This is a genomic window from Sphingomonas faeni, from assembly GCF_040407565.1.
Lineage (GTDB): Bacteria > Pseudomonadota > Alphaproteobacteria > Sphingomonadales > Sphingomonadaceae > Sphingomonas > Sphingomonas faeni_F.
The window spans coordinates 359,529-372,607 of the sequence record NZ_JAPZPR010000001.1 but is presented as its reverse complement, the minus strand read 5'-3'; the positions used below and the strand labels follow the sequence as shown (position 1 = coordinate 372,607).

At 65.6% G+C, this 13,079-nt stretch carries 16 protein-coding genes; 8 read left to right on the top strand and 8 right to left on the bottom strand.

Annotated features, from left to right (window positions below; all coding sequences use genetic code 11):
• Positions 1-172: 172 nt before the first annotated feature.
• The gene (gene ychF / locus O6Y00_RS01500; RefSeq protein ID WP_056047251.1) at positions 173-1,270 is read left to right on the top strand and encodes a redox-regulated ATPase YchF; all 1,098 of its coding nucleotides are present in this window, start codon (positions 173-175) and stop codon (positions 1,268-1,270) included.
• 16 nt (positions 1,271-1,286) lie between these two features.
• Here the strand turns inward: ychF and O6Y00_RS01495 are convergent, their stop codons facing one another.
• Positions 1,287-1,685 (bottom strand): excalibur calcium-binding domain-containing protein, encoded by a 399-nt coding sequence (locus O6Y00_RS01495; RefSeq protein WP_353440888.1) that lies wholly within the window; start codon positions 1,683-1,685, stop codon positions 1,287-1,289.
• 110 nt (positions 1,686-1,795) lie between these two features.
• Here O6Y00_RS01495 and O6Y00_RS01490 point away from each other — a divergent pair, with 110 nt between their 5' ends.
• Both O6Y00_RS01490 and O6Y00_RS01485 read left to right on the top strand, forming a co-directional pair.
• Positions 1,796-3,100: an ectonucleotide pyrophosphatase/phosphodiesterase gene (locus O6Y00_RS01490; protein WP_353440887.1), complete on the top strand. Its 1,305-nt coding sequence runs from the start codon at positions 1,796-1,798 to the stop codon at positions 3,098-3,100.
• A gap of 11 nt (positions 3,101-3,111) precedes the next feature.
• Positions 3,112-3,582: a MaoC family dehydratase gene (locus O6Y00_RS01485; protein ID WP_353441385.1), complete on the top strand. Its 471-nt coding sequence runs from the start codon at positions 3,112-3,114 to the stop codon at positions 3,580-3,582.
• A 9-nt stretch (positions 3,583-3,591) separates the two neighbouring features.
• Here the strand turns inward: O6Y00_RS01485 and O6Y00_RS01480 are convergent, their stop codons facing one another.
• From O6Y00_RS01480 to petA, 5 genes are all read right to left on the bottom strand, one after another.
• The gene (locus O6Y00_RS01480; RefSeq protein WP_353440886.1) at positions 3,592-4,242 is read right to left on the bottom strand and encodes a hypothetical protein; all 651 of its coding nucleotides are present in this window, start codon (positions 4,240-4,242) and stop codon (positions 3,592-3,594) included.
• Positions 4,243-4,447: 205 nt separating this feature from the next.
• Complete coding sequence (locus tag O6Y00_RS01475) at positions 4,448-4,996, bottom strand: adenine phosphoribosyltransferase (RefSeq protein ID WP_353440885.1); 549 nt, start codon at positions 4,994-4,996, stop codon at positions 4,448-4,450.
• 138 nt (positions 4,997-5,134) lie between these two features.
• Positions 5,135-5,977, bottom strand: coding sequence for a cytochrome c1 (locus O6Y00_RS01470; RefSeq protein ID WP_353440884.1), 843 nt, complete (start codon positions 5,975-5,977; stop codon positions 5,135-5,137).
• 21 nt (positions 5,978-5,998) lie between these two features.
• Positions 5,999-7,330 (bottom strand): cytochrome b, encoded by a 1,332-nt coding sequence (locus O6Y00_RS01465; protein ID WP_353440883.1) that lies wholly within the window; start codon positions 7,328-7,330, stop codon positions 5,999-6,001.
• 9 nt (positions 7,331-7,339) lie between these two features.
• Positions 7,340-7,906 carry a ubiquinol-cytochrome c reductase iron-sulfur subunit gene (gene petA, locus O6Y00_RS01460; protein ID WP_056489394.1) on the bottom strand — a complete coding sequence of 189 codons (567 nt, stop codon included), beginning with the start codon at positions 7,904-7,906 and terminating at the stop codon, positions 7,340-7,342.
• Positions 7,907-8,109: 203 nt separating this feature from the next.
• Between petA and O6Y00_RS01455 the strand changes: the two genes are divergently transcribed.
• From O6Y00_RS01455 to O6Y00_RS01445, 3 genes are all read left to right on the top strand, one after another.
• Positions 8,110-8,559, top strand: a complete 450-nt coding sequence (locus O6Y00_RS01455; RefSeq protein WP_353440882.1) for a tRNA (cytidine(34)-2'-O)-methyltransferase — start codon at positions 8,110-8,112, stop codon at positions 8,557-8,559.
• 195 nt (positions 8,560-8,754) lie between these two features.
• Positions 8,755-9,597 carry an oxygen-dependent coproporphyrinogen oxidase gene (hemF, locus tag O6Y00_RS01450; protein WP_353440881.1) on the top strand — a complete coding sequence of 281 codons (843 nt, stop codon included), beginning with the start codon at positions 8,755-8,757 and terminating at the stop codon, positions 9,595-9,597.
• Between the two features lies 1 nt (position 9,598).
• Positions 9,599-10,192, top strand: coding sequence for a GNAT family N-acetyltransferase (locus O6Y00_RS01445; protein WP_353440880.1), 594 nt, complete (start codon positions 9,599-9,601; stop codon positions 10,190-10,192).
• On the opposite strand, the gene O6Y00_RS01440 is transcribed toward O6Y00_RS01445, so the two are convergent.
• Together O6Y00_RS01440 and O6Y00_RS01435 are read right to left on the bottom strand one after the other, a co-directional pair.
• Complete coding sequence (locus O6Y00_RS01440; RefSeq protein WP_353440879.1) at positions 10,171-10,911, bottom strand: hypothetical protein; 741 nt, start codon at positions 10,909-10,911, stop codon at positions 10,171-10,173. The two genes, O6Y00_RS01445 and O6Y00_RS01440, sit on opposite strands and share 22 nt — an antisense overlap.
• Complete coding sequence (locus tag O6Y00_RS01435; RefSeq protein ID WP_353440878.1) at positions 10,908-11,729, bottom strand: hypothetical protein; 822 nt, start codon at positions 11,727-11,729, stop codon at positions 10,908-10,910. The genes O6Y00_RS01440 and O6Y00_RS01435 overlap by 4 nt, the downstream gene beginning before the upstream one ends.
• A gap of 98 nt (positions 11,730-11,827) precedes the next feature.
• Here O6Y00_RS01435 and lipB point away from each other — a divergent pair, with 98 nt between their 5' ends.
• Both lipB and O6Y00_RS01425 read left to right on the top strand, forming a co-directional pair.
• Positions 11,828-12,481, top strand: a complete 654-nt coding sequence (lipB, locus tag O6Y00_RS01430) for a lipoyl(octanoyl) transferase LipB (RefSeq protein WP_353440877.1) — start codon at positions 11,828-11,830, stop codon at positions 12,479-12,481.
• A 103-nt stretch (positions 12,482-12,584) separates the two neighbouring features.
• Positions 12,585-12,851, top strand: a complete 267-nt coding sequence (locus O6Y00_RS01425) for a hypothetical protein (RefSeq protein WP_353440876.1) — start codon at positions 12,585-12,587, stop codon at positions 12,849-12,851.
• The last annotated feature ends 228 nt before the right edge of the window (positions 12,852-13,079 follow it).

Here is a 13,079-nt window from a genome sequence, read left to right as displayed (position 1 = left end):
GACGGAGGGGGAGGAACACGGAACAGCGGTTGCGCCGGCCTCCCCCTCCGTCAGGCAAGTGCCTGCCACCTCCCCCTTGCGGGTTAGGATCAGCGCGCACGTTGGGCGAATGCTGGCCTTCCGGACCGCCCTGCCCTAAAGCGCCCGCACATTCTTATACCAAGGGCATATCATGGGTTTTCGCTGCGGCATCGTGGGGCTGCCGAACGTCGGCAAGTCCACTCTCTTCAACGCGCTGACCGAGACGGCCGCGGCGCAGGCGGCGAACTATCCGTTCTGCACGATCGAGCCGAACGTCGGTAACGTCGGCGTGCCCGACAAGCGTCTCGACGCGCTCGCGAAGATCGCCGGATCGCAGAAGATCATCGAGACGCAGCTCGGCTTCGTCGACATCGCCGGCCTCGTGCGCGGCGCGTCGAAGGGCGAAGGGCTCGGCAACCAGTTCCTCGGCAACATCCGCGAGGTCGACGCGATCGTCCACGTGCTGCGCTGCTTCGAGGACGGCGACGTGACGCATGTCGACAACAAGGTCGATCCGATCGCCGACGCCGAGACGGTCGACACCGAGCTGATGCTGAGCGACCTCGAAAGCCTCGAGAAGCGCGTGCCGAACCTCGCCAAGAAGGGCATGCAGGGCGACAAGGAAGCCAAGATCGGCGCCGCCGTGCTCGGCCAGGCGCTCGAGCTGCTTCGTGAAGGCAAGCCCGCGCGGCTGACCGTGCCGAAGGACGAGGACGAGGCGCGCGTGTTCGCGCAGGCGCAGTTGCTGACGGCCAAGCCCGTGCTGTACGTGTGCAACGTCGACGAGGGCGATGCGGCGAACGGCAATGCGCTGTCGGCGCGGGTGTTCGAGAAGGCGAAGGCCGAGGGCGCCGAGGCGGTCGTGGTGTCGGCGGCGATCGAGGCGGAGATCGCGACGATGCCCGCCGAGGATCGCGGCGAGTTTCTCGGCGAACTGGGGCTGGAGGAGACCGGCCTCGCGCGCGTCATCACCGCCGGGTACAAGCTGCTGCACCTGCTGACGTTCTTCACGGTCGGCCCGAAGGAAGCGCGCGCCTGGACCGTCCACGAAGGCGCGACCGCCCCGCAGGCGGCGGGCGAGATTCACGGCGATTTCGAAAAGGGCTTCATCCGCGCCGAGACGATCGCGTTCGACGACTTCATCGCGCTGGGTGGCGAATCCAAGGCACGCGAGGCGGGCAAGCTGCGCGCGGAAGGCAAGGCCTACGTCGTCCACGACGGCGACGTGATGCACTTCCTGCATAGCTGATCGACAGGCGCGAGGCCTAGTGGCGATAGCCCTCGCAGGCGACCCCGTCACCGTCGCCGTCCATGCCCTCACGGTAGCCGGGCGAGCCGCGGTGCAGCGGTGTCGCCCCGGCCGCGCGCGCTTCGCGGCAGCCGGCGTAATAGACCGAATTGTCCGTCCCCACCCGGCGGGAAACCTGGTGCGTATCTCCGTAGGGAGATCGGACGACGTTATAGGGTGCGGTCGCCTCGGCGGAGCGCGGCGATCCGATGCGAGGCGCCGAGGCCGGTCGCTCTGGCGCCATAGCAGCGATTGCCGCGACGGGCACCGCTGGCTCGGGCATGGCAGCGACCGGTTCGGGTGCGGTAGCGGTCCAGACACCGGCGAACATCAGCATCGAAGCCGCGGCGGTCGCGAGGATGAACGGTCGTCCCATGAAACCCAGGTTAGATGCAGACCGATGACAAAAGCTTAACGCAACCGCTGCTTTCTCTTGGCCGCCGCACCGCGTAAGGACCCGCGCGAACCTGCTCGGGACGACCAGTCATGAAGAGACGTATTGCGGCGACCCTGTTCGCGCTGATGCTCACCGGGTGCGCCTATCCTGCCACGCCCCCTTCCCTCGCACCGATCACCGCTCCCGCACCGATCGCCGTGGCAGCCGCGACGATGCCGGGCGAGACGCGCGCGCCGGTCACGATCCTCGTGTCGATCGACGGCTTCCGACCGGATTATCTCGATCGCGGCGTGACGCCTAATCTCAACCGGTTGCGGGCCGCGGGCGTCTTCGCGAGTATGCGGCCTTCGTTCCCGAGCATCACTTTCCCCAATCACTGGACGCTCGTCACCGGGCTTCGTCCCGATCGCAACGGAATCGTCGGCAACAGGATGGAGGATCCGGCGCGGCCGGGCGAGACCTTCACGATGGCGACCGACGATCCGTTCTGGTGGAGCGAGAGCTCGCCGATCTGGGTCGACGCCGAGAAGGCGGGGATCCGGACGGCGACGATGTTCTGGCCGGGCGCCAACGTCGCGGTCGGCGGCACGCTGAAGCCCAACAGCCACGGTGCGGTCGACGGCGGCACGCGGCCCGAGGACTGGCAGCAGTTCAACCAGCAGGTGAGCGGCACGCAGCGGGTGAACGTCGTGCTCGACTGGATGCGGCGACCTGCGACGATACGGCCCAAGCTGGTGACGCTGTATTTCGATACGGTCGACACGGCTGGCCATGACGGCGGCCCGGCCAGCGCGGGGGTCACGCAGGCGGTGGCGAATGTCGATGCGAGCATCGGCATGCTGGTCGACGGCCTTGCCGCCCTCGGCCAGCCGGCCAACCTCGTGATCGTCGCGGATCACGGCATGGCGGCGACCAGCAGCACGCGGGTCGTTGCGCTCGATACGGTCGCGGACAAGGCGGACTACCGGACCGTCGAGACCGGCCCCTATGCCAGCCTGTTCGCGGTGCCGGGGCATGAAGCAGCGCTCGAGGCGCGGTTGCTGCAGCGCCACGATCACTTGCAATGCTGGCGCAAAAGCGAGATCCCGGCGCGCTTCCATTATGGGCGCAACCCGCGCGTGCCGAGCTATTTGTGTCTTGCCGATGTCGGCTGGAAGGTCGAGCCAAGCGCACCGACCAAGGCATCGACCGGCGGTATGCACGGCTACGACAACATGGCGCCGGAGATGCGTGCGCTGTTCATCGCCAACGGTCCCTCCTTCGCGCGCGGCAAGACGATCGCGAGCTTCGACAATGTCGCGATCGAACCACTGTTGCGCGATCTGGTCGGATTGCCCAGAGAAGCAGGGCTCGACGGCGACGATGCTCCCTTCAAGAAGGTGATGATGCCATGACGACGCCGAACATTCAGTATTTCGAGGATATCGCGGTCGGTAGCAAGGCGTCGTTCGGTCGCTATCAGGTGACGCGCGAAGAGGTCATGCGGTTTGCCGCGAAATACGATCCGCAGCCCTTCCATCTCTCCGACGAAGCCGCCGCGCAGACGCATTTCGGTCGGTTGTCCGCCAGCGGCTGGAACACCTGCGCGATGGTAATGTCGATGGTCGTCGCCAATCTGCGCGACAATCAACAGGCTGGCCTCGGATCGCCGGGGCTCGACGAACTGAAATGGGTCAAACCGGTGTATCCCGGCGACACGCTGCGCTGCGAGACCGAGATCCTGGAAAAGCGCGTATCTGCCAAACGGCCGGACATGGGGATATTCAAGAGCCGGATGAACGTCTTCAATCAGGACGATGTGCTGGTGATGACGTTCATCTCGAACGGTTTGGTGTCGACGCGCCCAAACGACACGCCGGACACCCGACCCGATTGAGACCGCCGGTTATTTCGGCGTCGGAATCACGCCACCGCGGTTTCCGCCCCCACGGTTTCCGCCGCCCCCACGAAAACCGCCGCGGCCACCGCCATTGCCGCCGCCGCGGTTCTGACGGAACTCCTGACGGTCCTGGCGCGCCTGACCGCGATATTCCTGGCGCGCGTCACGACGTTCGCCGCGATATTGGTCCGGCGTGATCTGGCCGTTGCGGAACTGCCGGCGATCGTCGCGGCGATCCTGACGGAAATCGCGATTGGCCTCGCGGCGGTCGCCGCGATATTCGCGCGCGGCGGGATTGTTGCCGCGGGCGAAATTGCCCCAATTGCCATTGCCGCGGTAATTGCCGCGACGACCCTGCCAGTAGCGCTGCTGGTTGCCGTTCCAGCGGAATGGCCGGCGATACTGATCGTATACGTACACGCCCGAACCGGGGTAATAATAGCCGTTGTTCCAGCCATAATACGACCCCAGCCCGCCATAGCCGGCGAAGCCGTCATAGCCCGCTCCGTAATAGCCGTCGCCATAGCCACCGCCGTAATAGGGGTCGCTGGCGTAGCCGACACTAGCCCCGCCATAGCCATAGCCATCGGTACAGCCCGCTACGCCTAGTCCCAGACCGAGAGCGAGGCCGATAATCCCGAAGCGCTTCATAAACATGAGGAAATCTCCCGTACGTGGAGAGCGGACACAACGCGCCGCCATTCATCGCACAACGGAGTCCTTATGTCGCAAGTTCCATGAATGGGGTCTGACGGGTTTTGGGGCTGTCGCGAGCGCCTGTGCGGGTGAGGTGCCCCCTGTTTACTGTTCCGTCGCGCACGCGGGGGAACGAGGCCGGAGGGCTTTCGCGGCAAGCGCGCGGTCAGTGCCCGGGAAAGTGGATCAGGGCGGTTGCTTCGATGCCGTCGGTGCGGAGCGCGTCTGCACCGCCCAGGTCCGGCAGGTCGACCAGGAACTGGGCTTGCGTGACCACCGCGCCGGCTTTGTGGAGCAGTCGGACGGCGGCGCGGGCGGTGCCGCCGGTGGCGATCAGGTCGTCGACCAGCAGGACGCGCGCACCGGGCGCGAAGGCGTCGGCGTGGATCGCAATACGGTCGGTGCCGTATTCGAGCGCGTAGTCCTCGGCGATGGTCGCGCCGGGCAGCTTGCCGTCCTTGCGGATCAGCAGGACGCCGGCCTTTAGCGGTGCGGCGAGCGCGGCGGCGAACAGGAAGCCGCGAGCTTCGATGCCGGCGACGAGATCGACCGGGCCGGAAACCGCCGCGACCATCCGCTCGATCGCGGTCGCCCAACCCTGCGGGTCGAGCAGCAGCGTGGTGATGTCGCGGAACTGGATGCCAGGCTTGGGGAAGTCCGGGATGGTGCGGATCAGGGCTTTGAGATCGGCGTTGCGCTCGTTGGTATCGGACATGGGCGTTCCCTTTTCGCACGGAGCGGCGGCCGTATCGCGACGCTGCACTACGGCCAAAACGAAAGCGGCGGATCAGGCTATTTGCCCGTCCGCCGCTCCTTCTATCCATGCGCCCTTACCGCGGGCGCACCGCAATCATCAATGCTTAACGTCGCGCCAGACGTTCTGGTAGGCGCCCCAGGCGAGGCCGCAGAAGATCAGGATGAAGATGATCGACGCGAACCCGGCGGCATGACGGGCCTCGAGATTGGGCTCGGCGGTCCAGGTCAGGAACGCCGCGACGTCGGTCGACATCTGCTCCTTCGTCGCCTTGGTCCCGTCCGCGTAAGCGACCTGGCCATCCGACGTTAGCGGTGGCGGCATCGCGATGTTGAGGTTCGCGAAATACGGATTGTAGTGGAGCCCGGTCGGCGTCTTGATATCCGGGAATTCCTTCAGCAGCGCGGCGGGCTGCGTCGTGTAGCCAGTCAGCAGCGAATGGACATACGCGGTGCCGTCCTCGCGCGCCTTGGTGATCAGCGAGAGATCGGGCGGCAGCGCGTTGTTGTTCGCGGCGCGCGCGGCGATCTCGTTGGCGAACGGCGACGGGAAACGATCCGACGGGATGTTCTTGCGTGTCGCGGGCTCGCCGGTTTCCGGGTTGATCGACGGCTGCTCGATCACCCATTGGTTGGCGATCGCCTTAACCTCGGGGTCGGTATAGCCAATTTTGGTCAGGTCGCGGAACGACACGAGCCGCAGCGAGTGGCAGGCCGAGCAGACCTCCTTGTAGACCTGGAACCCGCGCTGGAGCTGGCGACGGTCGAACTTGCCGAACACGCCGTTGGAGGCGAGCTCGAGTTCCTTGGGGTGCTTGTGCGCGACGCTTTCCGCGGTCGGCGCGACGGGGTCGGTGATGACCCCCGACACGCTGCCGAAGAGCGCGATGCCGAGCACCAGCACGAAGGCCGCGCCGACGATGGATGCGATGAGACGAACCATGTGTGTGTCCTCGAGTTCGTATCAGTGCGCGGCGTGCGGCGCGGAGGGCGCACCATGCGACGTGGGCGCCGTCGACAGAGCGGTGTGGGCCGGGCTGGTGCCGCCATGCTTCGACAGCACGGCCTCGGTGATCGAGTTGGGCAGCGGCCGTGGACGCTCCGAGCGCGAGATGAGCGGCAGGATGATCAGGAAGTGCGCGAAGTAATACGCCGCGCAGATCTGGCTGAGGATCACGTAGAACGCGTTCGCTGGAGCGCCACCGCAATAGCCGAGCACGAAGATGTCCGCGACCAGCACCCAGAACGCGATCCGCGCCTTGGGACGATAGTTCATCGAGCGGACCGGCGAGCTGTCCAGCCAAGGCAGGAAGAACAGCAGCAGGATCGAGCCGAACATCGCCAGCACGCCCCAGAGCTTGGCCGGCAGGATGAAGTCCGCGGTGAAGGCGCGCAGGATCGCGTAGAACGGCCAGAAATACCATTCGGGGACAATGTGCGCGGGCGTCGAGAGCGGGTTCGCCGGGATATAGTTATCCGGGTGGCCGAGATAGTTCGGGAAGAAGAACAGCAGACTGGCGAAGATCAGCATGAAGATGCCGAGCCCGAAGCCATCCTTGGCGGTGTAATAGGGGTGGAACGGGACGGTGTCCTGCTCGCCCTTCACGTCGACGCCGGTCGGGTTGTTCGAGCCCGGGATGTGCAGCGCCCAGATGTGCAGGATGATGACGCCCGCGATCACGAACGGCAGCAGGTAATGCAGCGAGAAGAAGCGGTTGAGCGCGGCATTGTCGGGCGCGAATCCGCCGAGCAGCCAGATGCGGATGGTGTCGCCGACCAGCGGGATCGCCGAGAAGAACCCGGTGATGACCTGCGCACCCCAGAAGCTCATCTGGCCCCAGGGAAGGACGTAACCCATGAACGCAGTCGCCATCATCAGCAGGAAGATGACGACGCCGAGCAGCCAGACCATCTCGCGCGGTGCCTTGTACGAGCCATAATACAGCCCGCGGAAGATGTGCGTGTAGACGACGATGAAGAACATCGAGGCGCCGTTGGCGTGGGCGTAGCGCAGGAACCAGCCGGCGTTGACGTCACGCATGATGCTCTCGACCGAGTCGAACGCGACCGCGCCGTTGGCGGCGTAGTGCATCGCCAGCACGATGCCGGTGATGATCTGGATCGCCAGTGCAGCGCCGGCGAGCACGCCGAAGTTCCAGAAATAGTTGAGGTTGCGCGGGACGGGATAGCCGCCGCCGAGTGAATTATAGACGAGCCGGGGAACGGGAAGCCGCTCATCCAGCCACCGCGTCAGCGGCAGCTTCGGTTCGTATTGCTTGGCCCAGGGAAAGCTCATGGTCGTTCCTCAGCCTACCGTGACGACGGTGTCGGAGTTGAAGGCGTAGTCCGGAACGTGGAGGTTCGACGGAGCGGGGCCTTTGCGGATGCGGGCGGCGGTGTCGTAGGCCGAGCCGTGGCACGGGCAGAAATAGCCGCCGAACGGGCCTTTGTTTTCGCCCTCGCCCGCGCCGAGCGGAACGCAGCCGAGATGCGTGCAGACGCCCAGCGTGATCAGCCAGTTCTTCTTGCCCGCCTTGGTGCGCTGCTCGAGCGTCTGCGGATCGCGCAACGTTGAAATATCGACCGCGTCGGCTTCCGAGATTTCCTTGGGCGTCAGGTTGCGCACGAACAGCGGCTGCTTGCGGAAGCTGGTCTTGATCGCCTGACCGGGGAGGATCTTCGACAGGTCGATCTCGGTGGTCGACTGTGCGAGCACGTCTGCGCTCGGGTTCATCTGGTTGATCAGCGGCAGGACGATCGCGACCGCGCCGACACCGGCGAACGAGACGGCGGCGATATTGATGAAATCACGGCGGCGAGGATCATGGGCCTCTTCGTGAAACGGCTCTGGCGATTCGCCGGGAGGAACCATGTCGTCGACTGTCGCCATTCATCTCGCCCTTGCACGTTATTTTTTTCGTGGCCTGGCGGGGTTTTCGGTTTCGACGAACCGTTGCCCACCCTGCCCGACCGTCCCCACGGAGGCTGGCCTTTGATAGACGGCGGGGGCCGGGTTTGCCAACTGCATTTTGCTCTGGGTTACCACCTGGCCCCCGGCGCGCTAAGGGATCGGGCATGAGAATTGCCCTCTATCAGCCCGATATCGCCGGAAATGTCGGCGCGATCCTGCGGACCGCCGCGTGCATGGGGATCGGCGTCGACCTGATCGAACCGATGGGATTCACCTGGAGCGAGAAGGCGGTGGCGCGCTCGGGGATGGATTATGTCGGCGTGGTCGACGTGGTGCGGCATGTCGATTGGGAGGCGTTCCTGGCGCAGGTGAGCGGGCGGATCGTGTTGCTGACCACGAAGGGCGCGGTTCGACTGGATGTTGCCGAGTTTCGCGAGGACGATGTGTTGCTGATGGGCAGCGAGGGGGCCGGGGTGCCGGAGGAGGTCCACGCGCGCGCCGATGTGCGCGTGCTGATCCCGATGCGGCCTGGGTTGCGGTCGATGAACATTTCCGTGGCGACGGGGATCGTCGCGGCGGAGGCTTTGCGGCAGACGGGCGGCTGGCCCGACTAGAGTCCTCCCCCGCCAGGGGGAGGTGGCAGGCGCAAGCCTGACGGAGGGGGAGGTAAGAGGTCACCCCTGTTTCGCGTCCGCCCCCTCCGTCGCTCCGCGCCACCTCCCCCTTGCGGGGGAGGATCGCCAGGGCGGATGTCGATCCAGGCTAGCACCCCCTCCCCGTTCCGGGGAGGATTTGGTAGAGACTCGCGCATGATCGATCTCGACCCCCAGCAAGCCGCCGCCCGCCACTGGTTTGAATCGCTGCGCGATCGCATCTGCGCGGAGTTCGAGGCGATCGAGCGGGAGGCGGGTTCAAACGCAAGCTTCGAATACACGCCGTGGGACCGAATCGATCCGTCGGGCGAACCCGGCGGCGGCGGCGTCCGCGGAGTCATGAAGGGCAAGGTCTTCGAGAAAGTCGGTGTCAACGTCTCGACCGTCGGCGGCACGTTCGAGGGCGACTTCGCCAAGTCGATCCACGGGGCGGGCGAAGACCCGCGTTTCTTCGCGACCGGGATCAGCCTGGTCGCGCACATGACCAACCCGCACGTACCGGCGGTGCACATGAACTGCCGCTTCCTCAACACCACCAAGCGCTGGTTCGGCGGCGGCGGCGATCTCAACCCACCCTTGCCGATCGAGGAGGATACGGCCGACTTTCACGCAACCATGAAGGCGGCGTGCGACGCGCATGACCCGGCGCATTACGAGCGGTTCCGGGAATGGGCGGAGACCTATTTCTACATTCCGCACCGAAAGGTCAGCCGCGGCGTGGGCGGGATTTTCTTCGATCATCTCGACGGCGATTTCGAGACCAACTTCGCGTTCACGCGCGACGTCGGCGAAGCGTTCCTAGACTCCTATCCGCGGATCGTCCGTCGCCGGATGGACACGCCGTTCGATGCCGCCGACGAAGCGAAGATGCTCGAATGGCGCGGCCGCTATGCCGAGTTCAATCTCGTTTATGATCGCGGCACGCTGTTCGGCCTCAAGACCGGCGGCAACATCGACGCGATCCTGATGAGCCTGCCACCGCGCGCGACATGGTCGTAAGATGGCGCTGATCCCGGTCGCGGACGACACGCTCGCCACGATCGTCACCACGCTGGAGATGCGCCAGCGTCCACCGCTACGGCCGAGCCCGGGGTCGCGGCTACGGCTGGTGCGCTGGGAGAAGCCGGCGCTGGAGAAATACCGCGCACTGTTCCGCCGCGTGGGGAGCCCGTGGCTATGGTTCTCGCGACTGGTGATGGCCGACGACGCGTTGACCGCGATCGTCCACGACCCCGGCATCGCGGTGTACGCGGTCATCGACCCGGCGGGGATCGAAGTGGGCATGCTCGAACTCGACTTCCGTACCGCTGCCGCATGCGAGATCTCGTATTTCGGGCTGATTCCCGAACTCGCCGGACAGGGACATGGCCGCTGGTTGATGGCCGAAGCGTGCGCGCGAGCCTGGGCCAAGGGGATCGAGCGGGTGTGGCTGCATACCTGCACGCTCGACCATCCGAGCGCGCTCGGGTTCTACCGCGCGCAGGGGTTCACCGCGATCAAGCGAACGATCGAAACCTTCCCCGACCCGCGGACTTCCGGACTGCTACCGCCCGAAACGGCGCCGCAAATCCCCTATCTGGCCAGCCGCCGGTAGGCAGAGATCGCGATCAGCGCCATCGCGATCCCCGATGCCATCGCCGCCGCCGCCGCGCCCGCATCGACGATCGCCAGCGCGACCGGGTTCGACTCGCCGCCGTCGCGCAATGCCTTGTCGGCCATCATGAACGGCGCACCGACCAGCCAGCCGCTGATATAGCTGAACGCCGCCAGCGCCATCAGCGGTAAACCCGACCCACGACTGAGCGTCAGGCTGCGGCGAATTGCCCCCAGCGCGCCCAGCGGCGCTTCGGCGAACAGCGCCGGCCCGGTCAGCATCGTCCGGCCGAGGATATACAGGCCGGGAATCGCGTAGAGCAACAGCCCCGCGCCCGCCGGCAGCGACACGATCACCATCGCCAGCAGGAAGCGCGGAAACAGCTTGAGGCAGCGTGACAACGCCCCGCGCAGATCGAGCTTATCGCGGTCGAGATACAGCGCGTAGAACAGCGACGTCCCGAAAAAGCTCGTCACATAGGCGAGCAGGTACCAGCCGCCATGCGCCGACGCCCAGGTCTGCACCGCGTCGGCCCAGGCCATCGCCTGCGCCTCGTTCTCGCCTGCGCCCGCCACCGGCATCGGCGGATCGGGCACCACCAACGCCAGCGCGAACGCCGGCAGGAACAGGAACGGCGCGGCGATCCGCAGCAGCAGGTCGCGGTCGCGCTTGAACAGGCTCCAGGCGTCGGTGAGGACAGTCGCAAAATCGAGCTTCATAGGGGGTCGGGGCTCTCTCGGACGGCGACGTACAGCTGCGTGGTGAAGACGGCGGCGAGCACGGTGAAGGCGGTGGAAACGATCGTGGCGAAGATACCGGAGAGGTAGGTCGCGAGCGCCAGCCCGTCGGCGCCAAGTGCCAGGCGGAACACGACCCCGGTGACCGACTGCGCCGCCCAGGTCGTGACCAGCAGAACGATCGCAAACAGGATGAGGACGCCGATGATCCGCCAGGTAAGCCCCTTCGTCAGCCGCACCGATCGTCGCAACGCGCCGAGCCCGCGACGTTCGTTGAGGATAACGGGATTGAGCAGGATAAGCCGCGCCCCGATCCAGATCAGCGCCAGCAGATACACCAGGGCGTAGAGTCCGATGAACGCGACCGCGCCGCCACTCGGTGGCGTCATGCCTCCGGCGCTCCCGCGCATGGCGGCGGGGAAGTCAAAGCCCGACTGGATGAGCACGAAGATCGGTGGGAGCACCACGATCATCGCGACGATCGTCAGCAGGACTGTGATCCCGATCGCCGGCAACACGCGCGCGCTGGCCTGACGGCGCGCTTGGGCCGCATTGGTCGCGGGATCGGTGGCGATCGCAACGATCGCGAGTTGCGACCAGATCATCAGCACGAGCACGGCGATCGACAGCACGCTGCCGAACAGTGCGAACAGCGCGCTCCCCGGCGTCGAGAACGTGACGAAGCCGTCACGAACGACGGCCGGTAGCACTATGCCGAGCAGCGCGATCGGCGCGATCATGCCGGTGCGCCCGTTGAGCACCTCGACCGTGCGGTCCCAAACCGTTCCCATTTTCACCATGCGTCACGCTCCCCCAGTTCGACGTTCCGCGGGTTAGCCCAAGCCCCTGCGCTTGGCCACAGGTTGCAAGTGCGTGCGCGGGTGCGCAATTGGGAGCGGTGACGATCCCCCTTCCCAATGACATCGAGTGGCGAACCAGCGCCGGCCTCACCCCCTATGCCGACGCGCTGGCGGAGATGGAGGCGCGCGCGGCGGCGGTCGGCGCGGGCGAGGCGCGCGAACTTCTGTGGTTGCTCGAACACCCGCCGGTCTACACCGCGGGCACCAGCGCCGAGGCGGGCGACCTGATAGACGCGCGCTTCCCGGTCATCGCGACGGGCCGCGGCGGCAAATACACCTATCATGGCCCCGGCCAGCGGATCGGCTATGTCGTGCTCGACCTGACGAAACGCGGCCGCGACGTGCGCCGCTACGTCCACGCGCTAGAATCCTGGGTGATCGCAGCACTCGGCGAACTCGACGTCGAGGCGTTCGCGGTCGATGGCCGGGTCGGTATCTGGACCCTGGATAACGGACGAGAGGCCAAGATCGGCGCGATCGGCGTGCGGGTGAAGCGCTGGGTGACGCTCCACGGCTTTTCGGTCAACGTGGCCCCCGATCTCGCCCATTTTGGCGGCATCGTCCCCTGCGGCCTGCCCGAATACGGCGTTACCAGCTTGCAATCGCTCGGCATTTCCGCGGATCTTGCAACTTTCGACGCCGCGCTGGCGTTGACGGCCGATGCTTTCCTTGAAACAGTTTCTTGTCCTTGAGAAAACGAGGCTTGAGGGCAAAGCGTTATCGGATTAATGTCCACTACGATTTGGGTATTAAGGGCGAGCAGCCAGCCAAATCCTCTATCTAGGGAGCTTCCACATGCGTGCACTCATTTCCAAGGTCCTGACCGGTTCGCTGATCGCCAGCGCAGCACTCGCCGTTTCGGCATGCGGTCCCAAGACCGAGACGACGACCGACAACACGATGGTCACCGACATGAATGCCAGCGAAGGCATGGACACGATGACCGACAACATGACCGCAGTCGACGGCGCGTCGAACGGTGGCATGATGGCCAACGACACCATGATGGCGAACGACACGATGATGTCGAACGACACCATGATGACCAACAACGCCATGTAATTTCCTCGGGAACCAGGCGTTCACGCGCGTGGTCCCCGACAGGAATTCAAGTGTTGCGAAGGGCCGTCCGGGCGACCGGGCGGCCCTTTGTCGTTCGGGCGATCCCCTGCCTATGAAAGCCGCCAGTCAGTCTCCATTTCCGCGCGGATACAAAGGGCACCGCCAGGTCGTTTCGGATGCGACCAAATTCGACACTCTTGCTCTGGACGAGAGGCCCCTTTGGCACCG

Excerpts from the sequence above, each read along its gene's own strand:
- ychF (WP_056047251.1), top strand. The coding sequence starts at position 173 with ATGGGTTTTCGCTGCGGCATCGTGGGGCTGCCGAACGTCGGCAAGTCC.
- O6Y00_RS01495 (WP_353440888.1), bottom strand. The coding sequence starts at position 1,685 with ATGGGACGACCGTTCATCCTCGCGACCGCCGCGGCTTCGATGCTGATG.
- O6Y00_RS01490 (WP_353440887.1), top strand. The coding sequence starts at position 1,796 with ATGAAGAGACGTATTGCGGCGACCCTGTTCGCGCTGATGCTCACCGGG.
- O6Y00_RS01480 (WP_353440886.1), bottom strand. The coding sequence starts at position 4,242 with ATGTTTATGAAGCGCTTCGGGATTATCGGCCTCGCTCTCGGTCTGGGA.
- O6Y00_RS01475 (WP_353440885.1), bottom strand. The coding sequence starts at position 4,996 with ATGTCCGATACCAACGAGCGCAACGCCGATCTCAAAGCCCTGATCCGC.
- O6Y00_RS01470 (WP_353440884.1), bottom strand. The coding sequence starts at position 5,977 with ATGGTTCGTCTCATCGCATCCATCGTCGGCGCGGCCTTCGTGCTGGTG.
- O6Y00_RS01465 (WP_353440883.1), bottom strand. The coding sequence starts at position 7,330 with ATGAGCTTTCCCTGGGCCAAGCAATACGAACCGAAGCTGCCGCTGACG.
- petA (WP_056489394.1), bottom strand. The coding sequence starts at position 7,906 with ATGGTTCCTCCCGGCGAATCGCCAGAGCCGTTTCACGAAGAGGCCCAT.
- O6Y00_RS01455 (WP_353440882.1), top strand. The coding sequence starts at position 8,110 with ATGAGAATTGCCCTCTATCAGCCCGATATCGCCGGAAATGTCGGCGCG.
- hemF (WP_353440881.1), top strand. The coding sequence starts at position 8,755 with ATGATCGATCTCGACCCCCAGCAAGCCGCCGCCCGCCACTGGTTTGAA.
- O6Y00_RS01445 (WP_353440880.1), top strand. The coding sequence starts at position 9,599 with ATGGCGCTGATCCCGGTCGCGGACGACACGCTCGCCACGATCGTCACC.
- O6Y00_RS01440 (WP_353440879.1), bottom strand. The coding sequence starts at position 10,911 with ATGAAGCTCGATTTTGCGACTGTCCTCACCGACGCCTGGAGCCTGTTC.
- O6Y00_RS01435 (WP_353440878.1), bottom strand. The coding sequence starts at position 11,729 with ATGGTGAAAATGGGAACGGTTTGGGACCGCACGGTCGAGGTGCTCAAC.
- O6Y00_RS01425 (WP_353440876.1), top strand. The coding sequence starts at position 12,585 with ATGCGTGCACTCATTTCCAAGGTCCTGACCGGTTCGCTGATCGCCAGC.